At 37.6% G+C, this 25,082-nt stretch carries 23 protein-coding genes; 11 read left to right on the top strand and 12 right to left on the bottom strand.

The window, feature by feature from the left end; all coding sequences use genetic code 11:
• Window positions 1–204 precede the first annotated feature (204 nt).
• The gene (locus I6J03_RS22100; protein ID WP_003006599.1) at window positions 205–1,032 is read left to right on the top strand and encodes a phosphatase PAP2 family protein; all 828 of its coding nucleotides are present in this window, start codon (window positions 205–207) and stop codon (window positions 1,030–1,032) included.
• The gene (gene eptA / locus I6J03_RS22095) at window positions 1,019–2,536 is read left to right on the top strand and encodes a phosphoethanolamine--lipid A transferase EptA (protein WP_003006596.1); all 1,518 of its coding nucleotides are present in this window, start codon (window positions 1,019–1,021) and stop codon (window positions 2,534–2,536) included. Before I6J03_RS22100 ends, eptA begins: the two co-directional genes overlap by 14 nt.
• Window positions 2,537–2,678: 142 nt before the next feature.
• On the opposite strand, the gene I6J03_RS22090 is transcribed toward eptA, so the two are convergent.
• Window positions 2,679–3,179, bottom strand: a complete 501-nt coding sequence (locus tag I6J03_RS22090; protein WP_003006594.1) for a hypothetical protein — start codon at window positions 3,177–3,179, stop codon at window positions 2,679–2,681.
• Window positions 3,180–3,419: 240 nt separating this feature from the next.
• Window positions 3,420–4,070 carry a metal-dependent transcriptional regulator gene (locus tag I6J03_RS22085; protein ID WP_232279690.1) on the bottom strand — a complete coding sequence of 217 codons (651 nt, stop codon included), beginning with the start codon at window positions 4,068–4,070 and terminating at the stop codon, window positions 3,420–3,422.
• Window positions 4,071–4,190: 120 nt separating this feature from the next.
• On the opposite strand from I6J03_RS22085, the gene I6J03_RS22080 reads away from it, so the two are divergent.
• The 5 genes from I6J03_RS22080 to I6J03_RS22060 are packed head-to-tail and all read left to right on the top strand — an operon-like array spanning window position 4,191 to window position 8,365.
• Window positions 4,191–6,458 carry a TonB-dependent receptor gene (locus tag I6J03_RS22080; RefSeq protein WP_236586209.1) on the top strand — a complete coding sequence of 756 codons (2,268 nt, stop codon included), beginning with the start codon at window positions 4,191–4,193 and terminating at the stop codon, window positions 6,456–6,458.
• Between the two features lie 10 nt (window positions 6,459–6,468).
• On the top strand, window positions 6,469–6,942 hold the full coding sequence (locus tag I6J03_RS22075; RefSeq protein WP_003006585.1) for a thioredoxin fold domain-containing protein: 474 nt from the start codon (window positions 6,469–6,471) through the stop codon (window positions 6,940–6,942).
• A 10-nt stretch (window positions 6,943–6,952) separates the two neighbouring features.
• Window positions 6,953–7,120, top strand: coding sequence for a hypothetical protein (locus tag I6J03_RS22070; protein WP_002994634.1), 168 nt, complete (start codon window positions 6,953–6,955; stop codon window positions 7,118–7,120).
• Between the two features lie 7 nt (window positions 7,121–7,127).
• On the top strand, window positions 7,128–7,526 hold the full coding sequence (locus I6J03_RS22065) for a hypothetical protein (RefSeq protein WP_003006581.1): 399 nt from the start codon (window positions 7,128–7,130) through the stop codon (window positions 7,524–7,526).
• 23 nt (window positions 7,527–7,549) lie between these two features.
• The gene (locus I6J03_RS22060; protein ID WP_201694009.1) at window positions 7,550–8,365 is read left to right on the top strand and encodes a ZIP family metal transporter; all 816 of its coding nucleotides are present in this window, start codon (window positions 7,550–7,552) and stop codon (window positions 8,363–8,365) included.
• Between the two features lie 176 nt (window positions 8,366–8,541).
• Here I6J03_RS22060 and I6J03_RS22055 read toward each other — a convergent pair whose 3' ends face one another.
• The 3 genes from I6J03_RS22055 to I6J03_RS22045 are packed head-to-tail and all read right to left on the bottom strand — an operon-like array spanning window position 8,542 to window position 10,282.
• Window positions 8,542–8,997 (bottom strand): YfiT family bacillithiol transferase, encoded by a 456-nt coding sequence (locus I6J03_RS22055; protein ID WP_003006570.1) that lies wholly within the window; start codon window positions 8,995–8,997, stop codon window positions 8,542–8,544.
• A gap of 14 nt (window positions 8,998–9,011) precedes the next feature.
• The gene (locus I6J03_RS22050) at window positions 9,012–9,554 is read right to left on the bottom strand and encodes a dihydrofolate reductase family protein (RefSeq protein ID WP_232279689.1); all 543 of its coding nucleotides are present in this window, start codon (window positions 9,552–9,554) and stop codon (window positions 9,012–9,014) included.
• 14 nt (window positions 9,555–9,568) lie between these two features.
• On the bottom strand, window positions 9,569–10,282 hold the full coding sequence (locus tag I6J03_RS22045) for a hypothetical protein (RefSeq protein ID WP_236586208.1): 714 nt from the start codon (window positions 10,280–10,282) through the stop codon (window positions 9,569–9,571).
• A gap of 305 nt (window positions 10,283–10,587) precedes the next feature.
• Between I6J03_RS22045 and I6J03_RS22040 the strand changes: the two genes are divergently transcribed.
• Window positions 10,588–13,656 carry a SusC/RagA family TonB-linked outer membrane protein gene (locus tag I6J03_RS22040; RefSeq protein ID WP_039989923.1) on the top strand — a complete coding sequence of 1,023 codons (3,069 nt, stop codon included), beginning with the start codon at window positions 10,588–10,590 and terminating at the stop codon, window positions 13,654–13,656.
• An 11-nt stretch (window positions 13,657–13,667) separates the two neighbouring features.
• Window positions 13,668–15,284: a RagB/SusD family nutrient uptake outer membrane protein gene (locus I6J03_RS22035; RefSeq protein WP_003006558.1), complete on the top strand. Its 1,617-nt coding sequence runs from the start codon at window positions 13,668–13,670 to the stop codon at window positions 15,282–15,284.
• A 167-nt stretch (window positions 15,285–15,451) separates the two neighbouring features.
• On the opposite strand, the gene I6J03_RS22030 is transcribed toward I6J03_RS22035, so the two are convergent.
• Window positions 15,452–15,664, bottom strand: coding sequence for a helix-turn-helix domain-containing protein (locus I6J03_RS22030; protein ID WP_003006555.1), 213 nt, complete (start codon window positions 15,662–15,664; stop codon window positions 15,452–15,454).
• A 2-nt stretch (window positions 15,665–15,666) separates the two neighbouring features.
• Window positions 15,667–16,203: a DUF2975 domain-containing protein gene (locus I6J03_RS22025; protein WP_003006552.1), complete on the bottom strand. Its 537-nt coding sequence runs from the start codon at window positions 16,201–16,203 to the stop codon at window positions 15,667–15,669.
• A 156-nt stretch (window positions 16,204–16,359) separates the two neighbouring features.
• Here I6J03_RS22025 and ispE point away from each other — a divergent pair, with 156 nt between their 5' ends.
• Window positions 16,360–17,169, top strand: coding sequence for a 4-(cytidine 5'-diphospho)-2-C-methyl-D-erythritol kinase (ispE, locus tag I6J03_RS22020; protein ID WP_003006549.1), 810 nt, complete (start codon window positions 16,360–16,362; stop codon window positions 17,167–17,169).
• Between the two features lie 583 nt (window positions 17,170–17,752).
• On the opposite strand, the gene I6J03_RS22815 is transcribed toward ispE, so the two are convergent.
• The 3 genes from I6J03_RS22815 to I6J03_RS22010 all read right to left on the bottom strand — a co-directional run bounded on the left by I6J03_RS22815 (window position 17,753) and on the right by I6J03_RS22010 (window position 22,913).
• Complete coding sequence (locus I6J03_RS22815) at window positions 17,753–17,884, bottom strand: hypothetical protein (RefSeq protein ID WP_003006543.1); 132 nt, start codon at window positions 17,882–17,884, stop codon at window positions 17,753–17,755.
• 483 nt (window positions 17,885–18,367) lie between these two features.
• On the bottom strand, window positions 18,368–20,539 hold the full coding sequence (locus I6J03_RS22015) for an ATP-binding protein (protein WP_003006537.1): 2,172 nt from the start codon (window positions 20,537–20,539) through the stop codon (window positions 18,368–18,370).
• A 250-nt stretch (window positions 20,540–20,789) separates the two neighbouring features.
• Entirely contained in the window at window positions 20,790–22,913 is a 2,124-nt protein-coding gene (locus tag I6J03_RS22010) for a catalase (protein ID WP_003006533.1), read from the bottom strand.
• Between the two features lie 158 nt (window positions 22,914–23,071).
• On the opposite strand from I6J03_RS22010, the gene I6J03_RS22005 reads away from it, so the two are divergent.
• Complete coding sequence (locus I6J03_RS22005) at window positions 23,072–23,341, top strand: hypothetical protein (protein WP_003006530.1); 270 nt, start codon at window positions 23,072–23,074, stop codon at window positions 23,339–23,341.
• Between the two features lie 140 nt (window positions 23,342–23,481).
• On the opposite strand, the gene I6J03_RS22000 is transcribed toward I6J03_RS22005, so the two are convergent.
• Entirely contained in the window at window positions 23,482–24,228 is a 747-nt protein-coding gene (locus I6J03_RS22000) for an LOG family protein (RefSeq protein WP_003006527.1), read from the bottom strand.
• An 8-nt stretch (window positions 24,229–24,236) separates the two neighbouring features.
• Window positions 24,237–25,082 carry an ATP cone domain-containing protein gene (locus I6J03_RS21995; protein WP_201694007.1) on the bottom strand — a complete coding sequence of 282 codons (846 nt, stop codon included), beginning with the start codon at window positions 25,080–25,082 and terminating at the stop codon, window positions 24,237–24,239.

Raw genomic sequence — 25,082 nt, 5'->3', positions numbered from 1 at the left:
AAATATATAGATATAAGAGTGAACTTTCCAACCTAAAAAAACTGATTCGTTATTTTAGCCATATTTAAGCAGATTTGAAGATCTGGTGCGATATATAATTTCCGAAAACAAAAATAAATAATTATTAAAAATGTATTTTTTTGTTTATGTTATTAAAAATTTCAATCTTTAAGTTGGTTTAATAAAAACGCAAAATAAAATACAATGAATACTCTTGTAATCACTAACTATTCAAGACTTAAAATTTCTTTATTTTTTTTACCTGTTTTTCTGTTGATTGTCATTGTATTTTACCTTTATAGCCAGGATTCCTTGTCTGTTGCTAAGTATATAGCTATTCAAAAAAGTAGTTTTTTTTTAATTAATTCTAAATTATCCCAATTTCCGGGCATTGAATATAATCTGACTCAATTTGGTGATGCACTTATTTTTTTATCATTCTTAACTGTTTTTGTTGTTTTTGCTCCTAAATTATGGGAGGCATTGATAGTAAGTTCTCTTGTATCATGTCTGTATTCCGGAATTTTGAAAAAGATATTTGCAATTCCCAGACCTGCGGCTGTTTTTGATATTACGAGCTTTGTGATTATCGGAAAAACATTGACTGGTCATAACAGTCTGCCTTCCGGGCACTCCATTACTGTTTTCTCTACGCTTACCATTTTATTGTTTGCTTTTATTCCTCAAAAATTCTGGCATAAAATCCTGTGGATTTTCTCAGTTGTTATCATTGGATTGGTGTTAATTTCTACCAGAGTGGGAGTGGGGGCACATTATCCGATTGATGTAGTTGTTGGTGGTATTATCGGATATATTGCAGGGCTTACGGGAATTTTTATTACTAGAAAATATAAAATCTGTAACTGGATCAGTTACAAAAAATATTACCCGGTTTTTATTGTATTATTTCTGGCATGTTGTATTTCTGTATTCAACAAAATAATTCATGAAAATTTGTTAATTTTTTATTTTGCATTCTTTAGCTTAGTATTTTCATTATATAAAATCGTTAGGATATATGTTCAAAAATGATATAAAACTTACTCATTTTGTTTTATTAATAAGCCTTCTCAATTTTCTGTTCTTTCATTATCCGTTTTTCACTTTTGTTTTTAATAATGTTGATTACAGTAGCTTCAGCAGCCTTATAATGATTGTAAGTCTAGTCATTCTGATGCTCGTGGCCAACGCTTTTGTTTTTTATCTTTTTTGCTTTTTATCGCATATTTTCGGAAAATTCTTATTAGTTCTTACTTTTTTGATTAACGCTGTCGCTGTTTATTTTATCAATACGTACAGTGTTATAATGGATGAAAGTATGGTAGGGAACATCCTCAATACCAATTATTCGGAATCCAGTAGCTTCTTTTCTTTTAAATTGGTATTATATATTCTTTTGCTGGGAGTCCTTCCAGGTGTTTACATCATTAAAGCCAAAATTGTAAAAGAGACTTTAAAGAGGTTTTCTATCACCGTTTTAGCTACTCTTTCATTTATCCTTGTTGTGATATTTTTAAATGCAAGTAACTGGCTGTGGATTGACAAAAATTCAAAAACATTAGGCGGTCTAGCCATGCCCTGGTCTTACTCGGTAAATATTTCTCTTTTTTATATTCATAAAAGTCAAAAGAATAAAAAGGAAATCAGGTTACCTGATGCGACTATAACGGATACTGCCAAATCCGTTGTGGTACTGGTGATCGGAGAATCAGCAAGAAGCGCAAATTTTTCTCTCTACGGATACAAAAAGGATACAAATCCATTGCTTTCCAAAATACCTGATGTAATGCATTTCAATGCGAATTCCAGTGCTACATACACAACGGCTGGTGTCAAAAGTATTCTGGAGTATAAAGATGTAGGCGATTTGTATGAAATTTTACCCAATTATCTGGACCGGAATAATGTTGAAGTGATTTGGAGAACAACCAACTGGGGTGAACCTCCCGTACATATTAAAAATTATCAGGACGGAGCCTTTTTAGCATCAAAATGTAAGGGAGAAGGTTGTAATTATGATGAGATCCTTATAACAGATCTAAAAGAACAGATATTAGCCAGCAAAAAGAACAAAATTCTGATTATCCTGCATACAAGTACAAGTCATGGCCCATTGTACAGCAAAAAATATCCAGTTCAGTTTGAGATTTTTAAGCCGGTCTGTAATAGCGTTGAATTAGGAAAATGTTCACAGACAGAACTTATTAATGCTTATGATAATACAATTGTTTATACCGATTACATTTTATCTGAAATCATTGAGGATTTGAAACAATTGAAAGAATATAAGAGCGCTATGATTTTTGTATCTGATCATGGTGAATCCTTAGGTGAAAAGAATCTTTACATGCATGGAGTACCCATGAGCATGGCTCCAAAAGAACAATATGAAATTCCCTTTATCGTCTGGACTGACGGATCAAGACAACTTAAACCTAATAACATGTTGACTCAGCATCATGTATTTCACAGTGTGCTAAGTTTTTTAAACATACAAAGTCCCGTATACGATGAAAAGATGAACATTTTTAAATAATCGGATAGAACTGCAGTCAATTTCATTCATTTTCAGGTAATTGTAATCATGTTCTAATATATAAAAACTCTACTTATGGGGTTATCTTATACCTGAATTATTATTAAAATTCCTTAAGAATCTTGGTTGATATACAATGTTTTTATTTGAATGGAACGAAAAACTCTCCTTCGGTTACTTTTAAAACAAGATCAGAATTTGAATCGTTGGTCAATGTTCCTTCAAATGTACCTTTGAACTCCTTCTCTGTGATGGATGTAACTCTGATTTTGAAATCATCTATATCATTAACATTGTTGTATAAATTTTCTCCATCTATAGAGTATCTTCCCATTATCAGATATTCTGTTTCAGAATACACTCCAGGGGTAATATTACCATCTAAGTTCCATATTTCCAGACTAAATTGAGGAAACGGAGGCTCTTCATTTTGAGAAGCTCCAAAAGGTACATGTACAAAATTGCCGTTTTTCATTCCCTTTTGTGCCTGAGCTTGATAAGTAAATGTTTTCATTTCTCCGTTAAGTTTTGCTTTGACAAAGTAGGAATTTGAAGGTTTGGGTGTTGTGTCGTTCTTGGAGCAGGAAATCTGATATATCGACAATAAAATAAGCAGTAATGTACTAAAGACAATTGTTCTCATTGTGTTCAAAGTTAAGGTGGTGATTAATGTTGCAACTGTAAAAAATATTTTAAATTAAAATTAATGATAATTATATATTTTATCAAATTAATTTCTTTAATATTTTTACTTTCAATTGCTTTGAAGCAATATGAGTAATTTAAAGTAGAGATTTTATTCGGTTTTTTATAATATGTGCTTCGCTGGTTGATGCAATTTTTTATTATTCAGGTTAGTCGGTTATATTGGTTTTTGGCGTTGTCAGGAAACCAATAGTTTGTCTGTTGCAATCTTGCTTAAGACAACAGGTTTACCTTCATGAATGCGCACTGTCATGTTGCCATCGAATGTTTCTTTACTCAACACATTTATTTCGGCTGCGAGATGGATATTTTTGGAATTGAGGTATTGCAAAAATTCCTGAGAGGAATCTCCAATCGCCATTAAGCGGACTGTAGTGCCGGAAGCAATCTCTGTAAGTGATTTATATTTGGGGTTTACGACTTTTCCATGGACATCCGGTATAGGAGAACCGTGCGGATCAAATTTGGGAAAGCCCAGTAATTCATCCATTTTATCAAAAAACTTGGTCGATTGTATATGTTCGATCTGTTCCGCAATCTCATGTACTTCTTCCCATCCGAAGCCCATCATTCTGGCAAGGAACATCTCGGTCAACCGATGTTTACGCAGGATCATGGTGGCCTCTTTTTTGCCCGGAGCTGTCAGACGAATCGGTTTGTAGCTTTCATAATGTACAAGACCCTTTTCTGCAAATTTCTTGATCATACCATTGACAGTAGGCATCTTCAGATTGAGTCGCTTGCTCAATTCATTGATACTGACCTCTCCGTGACTATTTTCAAGGGATAACATGGATTTGAGATAATTCTCTTCTGCAGCTGAATACATATCCAAAAATACAAAAAATATAAATATACCGAATATCATCATTGTTAGTTTTTAATAAAATATTTGTTAGTCTATACTAACTTTGTATATTTGCAATGACTAATATTTATAAAAGTGCAAATGAAAACAATTAAAATAAATCTTATGCTTGGCTTATGGAGTGTTGTTCAGCTGGCATTCGGGCAGAGCGGAACTGTAAGGGGTACAGTCAGAGATCAGCAGGGAAATCCAATGGATGCAGCAAGTGTGCATATTCTCAAACGGGAGGGAGGGACATTAACAGATTCATCAGGAAATTTCCATCTCAAAAATATCCCCTTTGGTAACTGGCAGCTGCAGGCTACATCTACCGGATTTAAACCTCAACTGGAAAAACTGACATTGAATAAAGATCATCCTGATGCCGAGATTCAACTTGTACTTGGCCAGACAGATGCCACACTGGAAGAGGTCGTCGTGACCGGCACCATGCGCACAGTAAGACGATTGGACAGCCCTGTTCCGGTAGAAGTATTTACTCCGGCTTATTTTAAAAAAAATCCAACTCCCAGTCTTTTTGATGCAGTGGGTATGATCAACGGGGTCAAACCTCAGCTGAACTGTAATGTATGTAATACCGGTGATATCCACATCAATGGTATGGAAGGACCTTATACTATGATTCTGATAGACGGGATGCCTATTGTGAGTGCTTTATCCACAGTCTACGGTCTTAGCGGTATACCGAATAGTCTCGTTGAACGTCTGGAAGTAGTCAAAGGGCCGGCTTCTTCTTTATATGGTTCTGAAGCGATGGGCGGTATTATCAATGTCATTACCAAAAATCCTGAATATGCACCCCGCTTTACGCTGGATCTTTTCGGGACAACCTGGGGAGAGGGAAGTTTTGACGGAGGAACTTCTTTCAGAGCAGGGAAAGCTACTTCAATGCTGGGGGTTAATTATTACAATTTTCAGCAAAAAACAGATCATAATAAGGACAATTTTACAGATATGACCTTACAAAACAGAGTCTCGGTTTTCAACAAATGGAAGTTTGACAGAAAGGATAATAAACTGACCAGCATAGCTGCCCGATATGTCTACGAAGACCGTTGGGGAGGGGAGATGAACTGGAATAAATCCTACAGAGGCAGCAGTGAAGTCTATGGAGAAAGTATATATACACGCCGGGCAGAAGTAATTGGGGTCTATGAGCTGCCTGTGGCTGAGAAGATCACTACACAATTTTCGTACAACTGGCATGATCAGAATTCCTGGTACGGAGATTCTCCTTATATGGCCACACAGAAGGTCGGATTTGTACAGGCTTACTGGGATAAAGAGATTATACCTGATCATAACTTTCTGTTAGGAGCTTCTTACCGCTATACCTGGTATGACGATAATACACCAGCTACCGCATCCAAAGACGGAGAGCATAATCAGCCTGCCACTACACCCTTGCCGGGGTTATTTATTCAGGATGAGTGGAAAGTCAACGATAAGCATACCGTTTTGCTGGGATACCGCTTTGATCATGATCAGCATCACGGAAGTGTACATTCTCCGCGGATAGCCTATAAATTATCACCGGATAGCAGACAGACTATACGTGCCAGTTTCGGAACAGGATTCCGTGTGGTCAATCTTTTTACAGAAGATCATGCCGCTCTTACAGGCGCCCGCGAAGTGGTAATCGCGGAGCAGTTGAATCCGGAACGGTCTTATAACAGTAATCTGAACTACAACCTGCGTGTGGCGGATGAAAACTTTTTTATGGGGCTGGACATTACGGGATTCTACTCTTACTTTACAAACAAGATTACAGGTGATTTTGATACGGATCCGAATAAGATTATTTACCAGAATCTGCGCGGACATGCGATTTCCAATGGTATTTCTGTCAATACAGACCTCAAATTCAATTTTCCTTTAAAAATCATGGCTGGTGTAACGCTGATGGATGTCTATCAGAAACAAAAAAATGAAGCCGGACAAATGCAACGCGTACAGCAATTGCATGCCCCGAAATGGTCCGGTAATTTTATAGGTACTTATTCTCTACCTAAAGGCTACGTTGTAGATCTTACAGCCAACTGGACCGGGCCAATGCGCTTACCGATACAGCCTGATGATTATCGACCTGAGTATTCACCCTGGTTTTGTATTGCTAATATTCAGGCAACAAAGCTGCTGAAGAATGGTGTGGAAATCTATGGCGGAATAAAGAATCTGTTCAATTTTGTTCCGAAATATCCGCTGATGCGACCTTTTGATCCGTTTGATAAGACAGTAGATGATCCGGTGAATAATCCATATGGGTATACCTTTGATACAGAATATAACTATGCTTCCATGCAGGGGATACGTGGCTTTCTGGGAATACGCTATAATATATTTAAATAAGTATAGATAAATGAATAACAGTGCGCTATATAAAGTAGTCGTGTGTGCTTGTATAATGCTTTCATTGAGCGCAGAAGCGCAGCTGAAGCCTGTTCCTGTTCGGGATATAACGGATAGTGTACAGATAAATGTAAAACCAGTTGTCCTGTTGATCAGCACTGCGGACTGCGGATATTGCCGTATGCAACAAAAACAATTGCAGCACAGTCCGGACATCCTACAGTTAATGACGAAGTTTAATTATGCCATTTTAGATGCCGGAACAAAAGAGAATATACTGTTTAATAAACAGCGTTATCGCTATAAAGCTCAGGAACATGTGCACGAACTGGCAGAATACTTCGGTCGGGATGAGAAGGGACGTCTGTCTTATCCCTGCTGGGTTGTATTGAATAATAAATACGATATTATTTTCAGGTATCAGGGTTTATTAGCGCCTTCTGAACTGAAGAAAATATTAGAAAAATCTTTAGAAATAAACTAATCGTAATACAATGGAATATGTACTGCACGTGTTGGAAAATGAAAGAAAACAACTTCGTAAAATATTGTATGAAGAAGATCTGATGAGAAGAAATATGAAAAAAGCTACTTTTGCAATGAAAAATATCAGAGATCTGGAGATTGCCATCAAATTGCTGAAGCATAAATCAAAAAACTGACAGCAATATGAATACAACTATTTGTTTGAAAATAGAAGCTGAATGGAAGCATTTGACGGGATATGCCAATACAAATTTCCAGAGCGGGGCATTTAAAGAGGCATTAAGGAGTTATCAGTTAGCACTTGATAAGGCAGTACAATTGACGAGTGAAGAGAAATCATGTAGTTTTGCTGAAATTCCATATATTCAGATCTATATTATTTCCATTAACAATCTGGTGCACACGTATGAAGAGCTGGGTCAGTATATGAAGTGTAAGGAATTGCTGAAACGTGTGGTGGATTATCTGCTCTATATCAGGCAAAATGAAACAACTGATCAGCTTGTAGCAGGACTTGAGTTAAGACGGGCACAGGGATATTATTATATGATGATGAAACGGTTGGATCAGGTACAAAAATGAAATAAAAAAATATAAGTCATACAATGGACGAATTAGTAAGTTATTTATCCGGTATAGATCCGGTATTAGCGGCTTTGTACGCCGGGTTGTTTACCTGGGGAGTCACAGCCGCAGGAGCCGCATTGGTATATCTTTTTAAAGATGTAAACAAGAAGTTGCTGAATGGTATGCTGGGATTTACAGGCGGGGTAATGGTGGCCGCAAGTTTCTGGAGCCTGCTCAGTCCGGCTATAGAGATGAGCGGAGGGAGCGGATTTTCTAAAGTCGCTCCGGCAGCGATAGGTTTTGTATTGGGGGCACTATTTATATTCGGACTGGACAAGCTGATGCCTCATTTACACATTAACTTTAAGCAATCTGAAGGCCCCAAGTCCTCTCTTCAGCGTACCACTTTGCTGACAATCGCTATCGCATTGCACAATATTCCGGAAGGATTAGCCGTGGGCGTACTGTTCGGAGGGGTAGCTGCAGGCGTACCTGAAGCCAGTATAGGCGGAGCTGTGTTATTAGCTATGGGGATCGGTTTGCAGAATTTTCCGGAAGGAATAGCCGTGTCTATGCCGCTGAGACGTATGGGACTGTCCCGATGGAAAAGTTTTACATACGGACAGCTATCGGCGATTGTTGAGCCTGTATTTGCGGTATTGGGAGCTATGGCTGTAGGTTTTTTTATGCCTGTACTGCCTTATGCATTGTCATTCGCAGCAGGAGCTATGATCTTTGTCGTGATAGAGGAAGTCATACCGGAGACACAGCAGGAGCAACATTCGGATATACCGATACTGGGATTTGTCATCGGATTTGTGATCATGATGATGCTGGATGTAGCGCTTTCCTGATGATTATGTATTGCTTATTTACAGTTGTTTACTTAAGGTATCATCCGCTGTGCATGTGGGATATTGTTTGGGCAGCTTTATTCAGAGGCTACTTGCTTCTGTAAACGTTCCTTTTGCAAGACGTATATGTGCCAGATGATGTTCAGCATGCCAGGCATATATGCCAATATTGGTTTTTAATGAAATAAGCGTATTGGAATCCGGATATCTGAATTTTTTTCCAATTCTTCAGGTGCTATGTTTTTTATCAGGACTGTCCATCTTTCATGAAGTCCTTCCAGAATCCTGACGGAGCACATAATATCCACTTTGCCTGAATCCGGCAATTCGGCCCACAGGTCTTCCGCATAAGGCTTGATAGTGGGTGTATCTTCTGTTAGCGCCAGTTTAAATCTGATCAGACTATTCATATGACTATCTGCACAATGATGCACCAGTTGTCTTATTGTCCAGCCTCCGGGCCTGTAGCTTTGCTCCAGTTCCTGCTCCGGCAAATCAACGACTTCTTCCTTTAATTTCTGGGGGAAGGATTCCAATATTTTTAGCCATCCATCTATAATTTGCTGGTCTATATCTAAAGGCGGGACAAACTTCCCGATCGGATAGCGGAGCTTATCTATATGATGCTGCATATGTCATTAATATCTTATTTCTGTTCATAAATCAGTTGAACAACACCGGATTTGAATGTATTCGTCCGGATAAGATTCAGTTGTACGCGGTCTTTTAAATTTTCAAACAAAGGCTTGCCGCTTCCCAGTGCCACCGGATGTACAGAAATCCTATAGATATCGATCAGTCCCAGTTGTATAAACGACCGTATCAGGCTAGCCCCACCGTATAGCCAGATATCTTTTCCGCCCTGCGCTTTGATATCAGATACCCTTTGTGCAATATCGGAAGGAATAAAAGTAGCATGATCATCCGCTCTGCTCTGGCTGCTGAACACAAACTTTTGTTTGCTATGGATATCATTCCATAACTGCTTTTCTACAGGACCTGCACTTATTGCCGGCTGATAATTGCCCCATGCATCATAACTGACACGACCATAGAATATGGTATCTATACCAGACATAAATCCTGCAAAGTCCATGTCTTCATCCATTATGCACCAATCGACTTCTCCGTTGGGACCTTCAATAAATCCGTCCAATGTAACTGCCAGATCTAAAATTATTTTCTTCATATTGATTCGTACACTTAACATCCCATCGGGACACTTATATAAATGAGTTTGGTGACCGTTTTACCATTATCTTTGCGTTGTCCGCTTATACGTAACTGATATTGGCTGATCCCTGCCGCACTCGGATACTCATTCGGAGATTTTATATTTTCAATCAATGCATACCAATCCTTACCGCAGTAATCTTTTGCAGCCCGTTTCAGATCTTCTATCGCTACATCCGGAAACTTTGTGTAATCTGCTTCCGTATAGCTGTCACATATAAACTGCCCTTCTTTATTTTGCTTTAAAGGCTTCCATTCGGAATAGAAATGTTTCCATTCCGTCAGGTCACAGTGCGGCCCCTCATTCATAATCGTGATACTCGTTTCATAGCGCTGTTCAATTTTGAGTCCTTTGAGTAGATTATCCGATATGCTGATAAGCTGCCCCTCTATCGTTTCACCCATTTCAGCTCCGATTTGCAGAGAATCCGTTTTTCGGATGGCTGTTGTAGCATCTTCTTCGTAGGAGACCAGCCGGTTGATCGTAAGAGATAATTCGCTGAACCGGATCCTGGTTGCTGTATCCGGGATGAGCTCTTGAGCAGGCTTTAATATAGGACTGCCTGCGCTGTCTCTTATCATGCTGTGCTGCTGAGTTGTTTCCGTTTTGCTGGTTGAAGAGGGACTGCAGGAACAGAGTATGCGGAGTGCCGACAAGACAAGAATAGAAGGAAGTATGTTCATAATACTCATTTGGTATAAATATAACATTAATGCTTTGGTTTGGCTGTGACAAAAATGAATTTCCCCAGTATGCAGTTCTTGTCGGAAATTTTATTAAATCTTTTTTGATGTCTTAACCTGACTTTCAGCACCTGCTTTATTTCCTTTTGCCGATAGCGAGGATGTTGTACGTATTGTGCTATTGCTATGCACTAAATCGTTTTCGTGAACTGCGCAATCGGTTGTGCATTGGTTAGCTCTGTTGCTATGCCTACATTTACGTTGAATAAACTGTGAATATATTATAAACAAATTATCAAATTTTTATGAAAAGTAGGTTGCTATCAGAGCGGTACCAGCACAGGCTTTACTGGAAGCTGTTAATGTTGAGCCCGACACTCATTTTCGCCCTCCCGAATCAGTCCTTTGCATCGAAGGTAAAGACTGAAACTAATTTTTATTCCGTAGCATCCCAATCTACTCTTTCCGGAACAGTAAAAGATGAAGGTGGTAATCCCTTATCAGGTGTGACGGTGACAGAGAAGGGGACGCAAAATTCTGCCTCGACAAATAATGAGGGTAAATTTGAGTTAAAGGTTACATCCGGTAGTGCGATACTGGTCTTTACCTTTATCGGATACGAGACCATAGAACTACCTGCTTCGGCAGTAGCTTCTGTAGTTATGAAATCGGCTAATGAAGCATTGGAAGAAGTCGTAATCGTGGGATACGGTGCACAGAAAAAATCAGATCTTACAGGTAGTATTGCCACGGTATCTTCCAAATCATTGGAAAATATCAATTCACCTAATATCGTGGACAAACTGCAGGGTAAAGTATCCGGATTGAATATCAATACCGGTAATGCACGCCCCGGTACGACAGCATCGCTTTCTATCCGTGGTGAAAATTCGATTTCAGCATCAAATGATCCGTTGATTATATTGGACGGAATTCCTTTCAGTGGTTCACTGGGAGATATCGCTTCCAATACTATCGAAAATATATCGGTATTGAAAGACGCTTCTTCTACTGCCATCTACGGATCCCGTGCCGCAAACGGGGTTATCCTGATTACGTCTAAAAAAGGTATGGCCGGTAAACCGCGCATGAGCTACAACGGATATTTCGGTGTACAAAATGTAGAGCGCAGACTTGATCTGATGAACGGAGCTGAATACATTCAGTTTATGCGTGATTATCAGATCTCTAAAGGTAAAACAGGGGATCAGCTGAATCCTGAAAACTATCTGTTTGCCAATGTATTACAGCAATACAGAAAAGGGGAAGAAGTGGATTGGCAGAATGTGATCTTTAATGATAATGCTGCGGTTCACGAACATCAGTTGAGTTTCTCCGGAGGTAGTGATAAGTCAGATTATTATGCGTCAGTTGCTTATCTGAATCAGGACGGATTGGTAAAGAACACGCCGTATGAGCGTTTTAATCTTAACCTTAACCTGAATCAGCACCTGACATCATGGTTGAAACTGGGACTTGCAGTGCAGGCTTCACAGGGTAAACGTAACGGTGTACAACCTTCTATCGATAATGCCGTAAAAATGAGTCCTTACGGAATCAACATAGATGAGAATGGCAATATCGTGACTTATCCGATGTATGCGCAAACGTTGTATCCGCATCCTTTTGCAGACGAAAACGGTATTAATGATGATATCAAAAGAACTGTATATGCCAATACCTTTCTGGATATCAAACTGCCGGTCAAAGGTCTGAGTTTCAAAACTACTTTCGGAACCAATTATCAAAATCTGGAACAATCCTACTATTATGGCTCTAATACACTGAACGGTATGGGAGTAAGAGGTAAAGGTGAAATATATAACAACAATAAATATGACTGGACCTGGGAAAATCTCCTGACGTATGACCGGTCTTTCGGAGATCATAAACTGAATATCGTAGGATTATATTCTGCATCAGAGTCTCAGGAAAAATGGTCCCGTCTGTATGGGGAAGATTTTGTAGCAGATGTAGGTTATAACAATCTGGGATCAGCTGCCAAAAACCAGAAGATAACTTCCGGTCTGACCAATACAGCACTTATCTCGTATATGGGAAGGATCAATTACGGCTATAAAGAGCGTTATCTATTGACATTGACAGGCCGTTCGGATGGTTATTCTGCATTTTCTAAAAATGATAAATATGCATTTTTCCCGTCTGTAGCAGGTGCCTGGGTAATCTCTAAAGAAGATTTCTTTACCTCAGAGCTGATCAATACATTAAAACTGAGAGCTTCATACGGTAAAAACGGTAATCAGGCTGTAAGTCCTTACCAAACATACAATCGCTTATCCAAAATAGATTATCTGTTTGGTGATGGAGCTACTGTATCAAATGGACTTATTATGAATTACAACGGAAGAGGAAGTACAAACCTGAAATGGGAGACGACCAACTCTTTAAACGTAGGTGTGGATTTTGGTGTCTGGAATGATCGTATCAGTGGTAATGTAGACTTCTACAAGGCTAAGACTTCAGATTTGCTGATGAGTCGTCAGGTGCCCGTCATGAATGGATACAATACCATTATGAGTAATATCGGACAGACTGAAAATGTAGGTATAGAGGTAGGTCTGAATACTAAAAACATTGTAAAAGATGATTTTACATGGTCATCCAGTATTAATTTCGCCTATAACAAAAATAAGATTGTAGAGTTACGCGGCGATGGTAAAGATGATCTGACGAATGCGTGGCTGATCGGTCAGCCTATTCGTGTATTCTACGATTATAAAGTGATAGGGGTATGGCAGAAAGAAGATGATATTGCGAATTCTCATCAGCCGGCTGCAAAACCGGGAGATGCGAAACTGGCGGATATCAACGGAGACGGTAAGATCACAGCTGCTGACCGTACGGTAATGGGTAATAAAGTACCGGTATACACGCTAGGCTTTGGAAATGAATTTACGTATAAAAAATTCTCTCTTTCCGTATTTATGAACGGTGCATTTGATGTAACGAAAGAAGACAACTTCAAAAATATCGAACGTTTCCTGCCTAATAACGGAGCTAACTACCTGGCAGATATGGCGTACTGGACTCCTGAACGTCCGAGTAATGACATTCCTTCTCCGGGATACACACCGGTGAATAACCACAGCTACTATCTGAATGCTTCATACTGGAGAATCCGTGATGTATCCTTAGGATATACTTTTAGCGGTGAGCGTTTGGAGAGACTTAATATCGGATCGATAAGAGCATTTATCAATGGACGCAATCTGTATACCTTCACCAATGTAAAAGGATTCAATCCGGAAGCATTAAATGTGAGCACCGTTACAGGAAATCCGACAAATACCAATATCCTGTCTCCATATCCATCTGCGAGAACTTTCTCACTGGGTGTCAATGTACAATTTTAACGGTTTAGATCATGAAAGCAATTAAGAATATAACATATTTACTATTAGCTACAGCAACACTTTCAGGTTGTAGTAAAGATTTTTTGGATGAAGATACGAGCGGGTTTCAGGCTCCTGACAATACATATACCACCACGAATGGTTTTGAAACCGGTCTGACAGGTTTATACGCTTTTGCCAGACTGGAGTTTCAGACCTGGACTAATGATTTCTTTACACAGGGTGCTACGCCTCAGGAATCTCTGCAGGTAGGTACAGATATTGTCGCTATTAAGACAACAGGTACAGATGCTACCCTGGCTCCGTTTTCTAACTATACGCTCAATCCGGCTTCCAGTTATGTACGTAATTACTGGAGATTCAGTTACGGACTGATCGGAAATTCTAATCTGATCCTGTCTGCACTGGACAACCCGGATATCAAATGGACAGATCCGGTCAATGATCCGAAGAGAGTGCGTGCTACTGCAGATTTCTTCAGAGCTTACGGATACCGTTATCTGGTAAGTCTGTACGGAGATGTGCCATGGGTAGATAAAGTATCAGAAACACCGAGAACAGATTTTACAAGAACTCCGAAAGCGGAGGTACTGCAGCATATGATTACGGATCTGCGCTATGCATCCGAAAATCTTCCGGACAATCCGAATACCGTTGCAGACGGTAAACTGACGAAATGGGCAGCCCTTCATTACCTTGCTGAAGCATATTTATGGGCAAATAAACCGGATTCCGCTATTATTGCGGCCAATGCGGTTATCAACTCAGGTTACTTTAAACTGAATGATCAACGATTCGGAGCAGAAAAAGATAATGCCGGAGATTATTTTCATGATATGTTTATCGAAAAAAATCAAAATCGTAAATCAGGAAATCAGGAAACCATCTGGGCTATGCAGTTAGAATACAATAGCCAGGGAGGTGGAGATCTGTATACAGACTGGAGCAAACGTGCCTGGGTGCCGTTTTACTCGCAACAGACAGGTTTTGTATTAGCTGATTCATTAGGCGGTCGTGGTCTGGGACATATCCGTCCGTTTGACTGGTGGCTGAATGGTTATGAAGCGCAGGACGTTCGTAATTCCAAGTATAATATTAAAAGAGACTGGTATCACAACGATCCGAAAAGCCCGTTGTTTGGTACTAAACTCAATATTACACAACAAATCAAAGAATCAGGTAACGTCTTTGCCACAACAACCAAGTTCTTCTATGGAAAGACTGCAGATAATCCGGCATTTGAAGGTAATATGAAAGACCGTGTAAAAGTGCGTCTTGCAGAAACATACCTGTTACTGGCAGAAGCGTATCTGCAGAAGAGTAATCCGGGATTAGCTGCTGATGCCATCAATGTGGTCAGAGCAAGAGCAAAAGCTACCCCTGCCTCAGCTGCACAGGTCAACATAGACTACCTTCTGGATGAAAGAGCAAGAGAACTGTTAGGTGAAGAAATGAGAAGAATTACACTTTCCAGATTTGGAAGAGAAGTCTTTTTGAGAAGAGTGAAAGAACTGAATACACAATCTAAAGCAGCAATTAAAGAAGGAAATGAGCTATGGCCAATTCCTCAGGAAGTAATTGATGCGAATTCTGATGCTGTATTTCCTCAGAATCAAGGCTATAATTAATACAACAAACCGTACACAATACTGGAGTCCGTTAGTAAGTACTAGCGGACTCTTTTGTTTACAAGGCTGGCTGTGCGTAAATAGGGGGCATAAAAATCAGATATGTCCGAAAGTCTGACCTCTACATATTCCTTTTATAAGCCGATCACCCCGTTAATAATTTTTGATCACTCCGCATCTTCTACGTATTCAAGAATGTCTGCTGGCTGACAATTGAGTGCTTTGCAGATAGCCTCTAATGTGCTGAAACGTATGGCTTTGGCTTTTCCTGTTTTGAGAATGGAAAGGTTAGAAAGCGTTAATTCTACTTTATCTGAAAGCTCGTTTAGCGACATTTTCCGCTTGGCCATCATAACATCTAAGTTTACAATGATCGGCATAGTTATATCGTAAGATCGTTTTCGGTTTGTAAATCAACTCCTTTTTTAAAAATCGTCCCGATAATATAGACTACAGCTCCCATCAGAATAAAGGCTTCGCCATCCGTCCAGAATTGATTTAAGTTGCCGGCAATACTATCATGATGCACTAATCTTTTGGTGATTTGTCCGCCAATGTAGATCACTAGTCCCGTGGAAAGCGTATAATAACTAATCAATAGAATCTGGCGGGAAACTAAACTGTTGAATGGTTTTGTTAAATCAATCTTATGCATGAGTTCCAGGAGTATATAAAACAGACTTGTCTTTAAGTAACAAATAGTTAAAATAAAGCCGTAGATTCCATAGAAACCGAATTTATTCTCTTTATACATCATCGTTAAGTCCAGCTTTTGATAAAGTTTGGGGACAAATTCGGGTTTGAAAATGCTGAAAAGAAAATTTACAAATAAGCCAATCATTTCAATGAACAAGCCGATAAAAATTATCCATGTGATGATATACAAGGCTTTAAATACGAAGTTATTTGTTTTTGACATAACCTTTAAGTTTATAATAATATGGTAAATATAATAAATAATTATTGATAAACAATAAATTTTGATTTTAATTCAGTAAAATCTTATTTTTTTAGTTTGTCTTTTTAATATAGTAACCGCCTTAAAAACATTTAAAATATTTCCTAATTTCGTTCTATGATTACATTTCCTAATGCGAAGATTAATATAGGTTTGCACATTGTAGAAAAACGTGCTGATAGGTATCATAATCTCGAAACCGTATTTTATCCTTTGCCCGTATATGATGTTCTGGAATTTGTGGAAGCAAAAGAGAAAACAGCATTGCATGCTTCAGGAATTCATATTCCGGAAGGAGGGACAAATCTTTGTCTGAAAGCACTGGATCTTCTGAAGGAGAATTTTCAACTTCCGGAGCTGGATATTTATTTGCATAAGCATATTCCTATCGGAGCCGGATTGGGTGGTGGATCTGCAGATGCCGCTTTTTTCCTCAAATCTGTAAATGATCGCTATCAACTAAAGTTAACAACGGAGCAGTTGTGTGCGTATGCAGCCAGGTTAGGGGCAGACTGTCCGTTTTTTATCGAAAATAAGCCCGTCTACGCTTATGATATTGGTACCTCCCTTGAACCGGTCAAATTGGATCTGAGTTCATATTATATCGTCATGATAAAGCCTGATATCCATATTTCCACAGCTGAGGCTTATGCTAATGTTTCTCCGCAGGTATCCGATGTGAATCTCAAAGAAGCGGTACGACTGCCCATACAGGAATGGAAATTCTTGATCGGAAACGATTTTGAAGACGGTCTGTTTGAAAGATACCCGTTAATAAAATCCCTTAAGGAAGCGTGTTATGAGTCGGGAGCGCTATATGCTTCTATGTCCGGTTCAGGATCAGCAGTATATGCGATATTTAAGGAAAAGGTGAATGTAGATCATCTGCAGCAATTCGGGAAGGTGTATTATCCGACAGAGCTGTAATACCAATTTTTGAACTTTGGGTAGCAAGATATGTCAGCAAAGCATCCATTTTGATTTTCTCCCGGCAATGAGACTGACAGAAACTGTCTATGTGTAAGACTTTATATACAACGGAACTGCAGGCGCTAATATAGTGATTGCAGTTCCTGCTTTTAATAAATAATCTATTTATGTTATCTGATTTTCCTGAATTTCAGTGTGTTGTTTTTGGAAGTGATTATTAGATCGTTACCCTTTAATGTAAGGGTTCCCTCCATATAGCTTTCCGTTTTTTCTACCGGAGTTTTAGCTGTACGTGTTAGCGTTATAGAATTCTTTGTAAAAGTATATTCACCGTTTGTAAAACTATCTGTTTCATTCTTTTTATTAATCTGAAAAGTATCCGCAGCTTCAAAGTATAATCTTTCTCCTGTCTGGACATTTTCCCAGGCTCCATAGAATTCATTTTACCCATGTATTTATTTTTCAGCGTACTGATCAAAATAAAAAAACCGATAAATACGACAGGTATATACACAAATTTGATTTTGTAACTCTTGTTCATCCAGGCAGGTCTGTCGCTATTTTGGAATAACGGAGGTTTCTAAATAAAATAGTTGATTAAAAGCTTATAATCGGACAGTAATACAAACAATGCCATGATCGTCAGAACTATTGCCATTCCTTTTGCTCCCTGGATGTCATATGCAAGGTCTACCAACAGGATATTGACCATAAGGGTGAGAGAATAAATACCTATTCTGGTCGTTTTTCTAAAAAATAAGAGGATTGCACTAATGATCTGAGTAAAGGCTATTACAAGTCCTTACCAATAGGAGTATCCGTAATAATACCAGCCATTCATTAACCTGAAGGAAGACAGTTAGTATACTAACTGTTTTTTATTTAAGATAACTTTTCCAGGTGATTTGCCTTTAACCACTCGATCATTTTATGTGCAAAATCTCCCAAATCTTCAATTGGAGTAATACTATATTCAAGTAAATAAAATTGATGCGTGTAGTGGAAGTTTTGTTCTTGAAATTCACAGAATATTCCGGTATCAATATCGGTACATATCCAATACTTTTCCTGAGGTCCACTTAATATATTGTATCTGCTCATTATAAATAAAATATATTTTAATTGCTGTGGATCTTTAAATACATATATATTCTAAAAAATAAAAATAGGATTGTTTAGGCTCAAAAATTATTTTCTACTGTACGTTGTTAAAGTATATTTGAAATTGTGTTCCTTTTCCTAATTGACTCTCTACCTTAATCTCAGCTCCTAATCTGTCGATAATTCTTTTTACAATGGATAGTCCTATTCCTGAGCCATCATACCCTGATGAATTGGGGAGTCTTTGAAATATATCAAATATATTATTACCGTTTTTCAAATCCATTCCAATACCGTTATCCTCTATAAAATATATTACTTTACTCCCCGATTTGATACTGTATATTTCAACTCTGGGACGTTCCTGTTTACTACTATATTTAATCGCATTCCCTAAGATATTTAGAAACAACTGGTATAAAAGCGTTCTTTCTCCTCTAATTGGTAAGATTTCACCCATTACGAATTCTAAACTGTCAACTCCATATTGATCTTTACTACTCTCTGCAATTGTAACTATTTTATTTTTAGGATCTATTATTTCAAGATCTAATGCTACTGAATTTGATTTTGAAAGTTCATGAACCTTATTTATCATTTCAGTAATTAAATTTGAAGCTTCCAATATGTTAGTCCCTAATCTATTTAAAAGTTCTTCAGAAAGATTCTTCTTCATTAATATCATCTGAGCTCCAAGCTGGATAGACGATAGGGGATTTTTCAGATCATGCGTAAGCGTGTAACTAAATGTATCTAAAGCATTGTTTGAACGAACAAGATCTTTATTTAGTTGATCAATTTCGGCATTTCTTTTAGCTATAGCCTGTTGAATAATGTACACTATTCGCTCAAGGAATAATAATTGAACTTTAAGCCATACAGAGGCCTTTCCACGCGTTATCTGTCTCCATGTTTCAAAAGATGTTCTGGGAGAAGGGTAGGTGATTTTTCTTTCAGGATCATAATTTAACTGTTTTTCAGGCTTTCCAGCCCATAATTCTTCAATTAATAGTTCTTTCCGAAAAAGATATATTTTCCATTGAGATTCTGCAAGTATTTCTGCTCTTATAATTCCCGGGAATAACTCCTCTTCCTGAGCTTCATAGGTAAACTCATGTGTAAAGAAAAAACCGGTATCTTCATTTTTTAAGCGATTATCTATTTCTTTTAAATGACGAGCACCAGGAACTGTTCCAAAAAATTTTTCACCTTTATTATGCTTGATAATTATTCCATCTGCATCAACCATTTTCATTATCCGTTCTCCAAAAGTTTCTAAAACGTAATGAATATCCCTATGAATCAGTAAATCACTTTTGAGTTCCTTTTCCAAAACATACATGATATTTTGAGTCTCTAAATCTTGTTTTAATAATTCAGATATGTGATGATTAGTTGAGAATTGCGTTAGAAATGTACATAAATGTCTTTGCGCCAGATCAACATGTAAGGGCTTACTATTTTGACAAGTTACTAAACCCCATAATTTTCCGTCTTGAATTATAGAAAAACTCGCGGTCGCCCTCGCATTGGAATTTCTCAAATATTGTAAATGTATAGGTGACATGGCACGTAAACTACATTTTGTTAAATCAATTTCCTGATTAGTCTTGCTTACAATTTTGTGGGTGATTCCTTCCGTATCTGTTGTATGTCTGGCAAGAAAAATAGTATACAGTTCACGGGCTTGCTTAGGAATGTCAAATTCGGGGTAACGATATCCCAATAAAGAGTGCATGTTTTCAGATTTTGATTCAGCGATAACCTTTCCGCTATTGTCTTCTAAAAACTGATAAACCATTACTCTATCGTAATTTATGATCTGACGTATTAAATTAGTAAGGGATTGCCATACCATTGATTTATTATCTTCAAGGTATTTGGCATAATAATATAGTTTAGTCGATTTTAACTGATTTACATTACAAATCTCAATTTCTATGTAAGTATTAATTCCATATGTATAAATGCTTAAATCATAATCTACATTATTAATCTGAATTCTTTCTGCAAACCTGTAGAAAATTGAAGTATTTATATTTTGATTTATAGATTCGAAAATGAAGGTATTACTTTTTGTTAGTGCAGACAAAACGTCATCAATACTCATTCCGAGGTATTTCTCTAAGGGAAGATTATCAATCTGAATGACATTATCACTGGCAGCAGTACACGTTTTAGTTTCATCAAATACAAATAGATAACCTAAATCTTGAATATAACCACACAAATGTATTTTTTCCTCGTGACAATCTATAAATTCCATATAACTATAATTATTGTGTGATAATATACTATTTGATATAATATTAGAATGGAATTAGAATATTTACAGACTTTTTCTCTTTTTATATTATTTCATTGTAGAATCGAATAATAAAAATACAAATAAATTGTATTTATCAAAATGTTTGCGCGTTCTTCATCTGCAGATGAAGAACTATATTTTAAATAATTACGAAACAAAGAAGGTCGCTAAAAAACGACCTTCAAACTAGATAAGAGAGAAACAATGGTTATGAAGGTACTTTTCTAGCGTTTTCCCTTTCCCATACTCGATGGGCTTTCATTGTTTTGATAAATTCTTCAATAAGGTTTCCGTCTGATTCAAAAATAACTCCTGAATCTTTATTTTTATTAAGATAAGTTCCATCAATAAGGTTTTCAGCTCCTTTTGCAAAAGCTAAAGCTTTGCAATGGCGGAATCCTTCGTTAATAAAATGTAAATAATCAGGTTCATCTTGTAAAATAGTGACAGAATCACCTTCGGGTGTATAAAATGCATCATAGCATACCGAAGCTTCAGTTAAATATGAAAACTCTATATCTGCAGATCCACCTTCCTTAAACTTGACTTTTCCTACATTTGTGGAAATTAATACAGCTTCAGCTCCTTCGGCCTCAAGGGCAGTTTTCATTTTATCGATGGATTTTTTTGATACTCCATCTGCAATTAGAAATGCTACTTTACGTGTTTCAATTGTTCCCTCACCAGGGTTGGTTTTCATACTTAATGCTGGAGATTTTTCAACTTCCGGTTTTGGAGCTTTAATAGGATATTCCGGATGATTTTGCCTTGCAAATTGCAAAGTCAGTTCATCCAATTCTGAAGCAGGTTCAATTCCCAAATTAGCACCTACACGTGCAGCTAATTCTTTATCAATTTGATTAAGAACTGCCAATTCTCTTTTGCGAACATCAACGGAATTAACTTTGGACAATTCAAAGCTATAGGCATTAATCATGTGTTCCTGCTCCGGTTTGGATTGAGAATTAAAGAATAATCTAGCTTGAGTAAAATGATCTGCAAAAGAAGTGGATCTACGTCTTACTTTTTTACCATCAACCTTTTCTTCATGACTTTTAAATCCATCTTCCCCTTTTAACATGGCGTGATAAGGACAACCTCCACCAAGACTATTGGGAAAATAACTCACATTTCCTTTAAGAATATCCTGTCTTCCAAAACCATCCTTTTGATTGTTAAATTTACCATTCACTGAACGATTAATAGGAATCTCATGAAAATTAGGTCCGCCAAGACGGTAGTTTTGAGTATCGGCATATGAAAATACTCTTCCTTGTAAAAGTGGATCATTCGTAAGATCTATTCCGGGAACGATTCGACCTGGATCGAAAGCGATCTGCTCTGTTTCTGCAAAGAAGTTTTCCGGATTTCTGTTTAAAGTCATAGTTCCGATTATTTCCACCGGAACTAATTCTTCTGGGATAATTTTCGTAGCATCTAATAAATCAAAAGTAAATTTATGTTCATCCTCTTCAGGGACAAGCTGTACACCCAAATCCCATTGTGGAAAATTTCCTTTTTCAATATTCTCCCATAAATCACGACGATGGAAATCGGCGTCAAATCCCGATATTTTTTGTGCTTCATTCCATGCCACTGAATGAACTCCTAATTTTGGTTTCCAATGAAACTTTACAAATGTTCCTTTACCTTCTGCATTCACAAATTTAAATGTGTGAACTCCAAATCCTTCCATCATACGAAATGATCTTGGAATAGCTCTGTCAGACATGGTCCACATAATCATATGAGCCGCTTCCGGCATCAAGGATATAAAATCCCAAAAAGTATCATGAGCAGAAGCTGCTTGAGGCATTTCATTATTCGGCTCCGGCTTAACTGCATGAACAAGATCTGGAAAATTCATAGCATCTTGTATAAAAAATACAGGAATATTATTCCCCACCAAATCATAATTACCATCTTCAGTATAGAATTTAACAGAAAAACCTCTAACATCTCGAGCTAAATCAGTAGATCCTTTAAATCCTGCAACTGTTGAAAATCTAACAAATAGTGGGGTTACAGTACCTTTCTTAAGAAATGAAGCTCTAGTATATTTAGAAATATCTGCTGTGGCTTCGAATATTCCATGAGCTCCAGACCCCCTTGCGTGAACTACTCTTTCAGGAATTCTTTCTCTGTCGAAATGAGCCATTTTGTCTTGATAGATGAAATCTTCTATCAAAGCTGGCCCACGTTCGCCTGCTTTTAACATATTATTATTGTCATCTATTGGAACACCATCATTTGTGGTGAGAAGGCGCCCATTATTATCAATGACATGATCATTAATTTGCTGTACTTTTTTGTTCTCTCTTTGGTTTTTCATAGTTATTATAATTAGCCTTTATGATAGTAGACCATTTATAAACAATCTATGAAGAGTAAAGTTTCCGAGTTAGGGTATTATATAGAAGTTCGTATAAAACTTCTATTCATTCTGATTGTTTAGAATTTATGTGTAAATGGTTCTAAATCAATAAAATTATGAGTATAGTGATATTTAAAGGGAAAAACTTTGATACAAGAAAGTTAGTCAAAGTAACTATGAATGACGATAATGAAAAGGTTTATTATGGTAAGCTGGTATTAACTGAGGATGCTGAGAAAATGAATATCAGTAAAGGTTCTGGTGATATTTCAGTTCCTGCATATAAATCAGATAATTTTCATTTAATTGTTTGGGATGTAAGAGCAACGGATAGATATGAGTTTATAACGGAAGATATTGCAGATATTGAAAATTTTGAAGTGTAAGACAAAACTATTTAATAATATATTCTTTTCCTTTACCTTTTTACCAATGTATAATATTCAAGATCAATCTGAATTTTAAATTGTTATTTGTCGTCTTGCTATTTTACAAAGGAGATGTAATCTGGCATAAGAATACTCTATTAAGCCTGTTTCTTCAATGTCTTTTCACCCAGCATCCAGCTTGCTTTTTTAGGAGGCTGTAATTTCAGTATACGGCTTTCCTCTGCATGTCTTCTGATATGACCTATAGCCTCATCGATATCGTCTGTAAATAAAATTAGCTCCTGATCATCAGGACTGATTGTGCCTGCCAATGCCATCGTAGCAATGTGTTCCTGAATATTTCTATGATATTCCAGGCCCATGATGACTATCGGAAACTTTTTTATTTTGCCTGTTTGAATCAGCGTAATAGTTTCAAAAAGTTCATCCAGAGTGCCAAATCCTCCCGGTAACGTAATAATACCAAATGAATATTTTCGGAGAAGTTCCTTACGGACAAAGAAATATTCAATATTGATATACTTATCCAGATAAGGATTGGGGTGCTGTTCGTGGGGAAGTACAATATTGCAACCTACAGAAGGTCCTCCGGCATCCCGTGCTCCGCGGTTGGCTGCCTCCATAATTCCGGGCCCGCCACCTGTCATAATCGTAAAACCCAGTTTGGAAACTTCTGCAGATACCTTTCTTGCTAAAGCATAATAGGGATGATCTTCCTTAAACCGGGCAGATCCGAATACCGTAATACAAGGCCCGATAAAATGAAGTGCGCGGAATCCTTTGATAAACTGATACACAACTCCACCAACATATTTAAGTTCCCGCCATCTGCTGCGGGCTCCTTCCATAAACTTCTGTTCCTCTTTTAAAAATATATTCTTCATATACGGCTTTAATGTTCTGTTTGTACCGGGCTATTGATAAGTTCGTTTGCTTCTTTCAGGATTTTTTTTGCTTTTTCGGGATTTACATGCACACTTTGCAGGATACTCGGATTATCCAGTAATTCCTTTACCAGTATACATTGATTTTTGAGTAACATGCCTTTTTCGGCATCACTCAGGCAAGTTAGGCAGGTCACAGGATACAGTCCGTTATTATCTACCCGGACTTTGATACTGCTGTTCTTCGGATAATTCCAGGATAACAGATTCATCTTGTAGTACTCCCCAAAATCTGTTGAATCAGATGTGAAATATGCATTCGTAACGAGCCACCCTTCAGTAAAAGTATATTCACCACCGAAAAATGTAAAGGGCAGATTGCTGATGTCTTTTACTCTTGACATAAAATACATAGGCGTAGTCACCGAAATTTTGGCTTCGATATCATTTCTGAATTTGCACTCTACAGCCAGCATTTTGTCGCCCTTGAGTGCTACTACATCTATTTCGTGTGATACCGCATGTCCCTGAACGGTCTGACCGTTAATACTTTTATACCCTTCATCTGCAAAGAGACGGGCGATCCATTTTTCAAAATAAAAACCCTCAGGACCTAATTCACGTAACGCTTTTTTGAGACTGTATCTTGCCGCATACGAATCTCTTTGATTTTTGAGCAGATCAAAAGCCATTTTATACAATTCTTTGGTCGATATCCCGTCGTAAAGGTTTTGCTGTATGGATTGAAATACATTTTCTACATCCTGGTCACTTGCACCTGATCTGGAGAGAGACTGTTTCAGGCTGTTTGGCTCGAAAGGAACTAATTCACCGGAATGTTTTTTTACTTGCAT

Source organism: Sphingobacterium spiritivorum (assembly GCF_016724845.1).
Classification (GTDB): Bacteria; Bacteroidota; Bacteroidia; order Sphingobacteriales; family Sphingobacteriaceae; genus Sphingobacterium; species Sphingobacterium spiritivorum_A.
The sequence above is the reverse complement of the archived record's forward strand: the minus strand, read 5'-3'. Positions and strand labels throughout refer to the sequence as shown.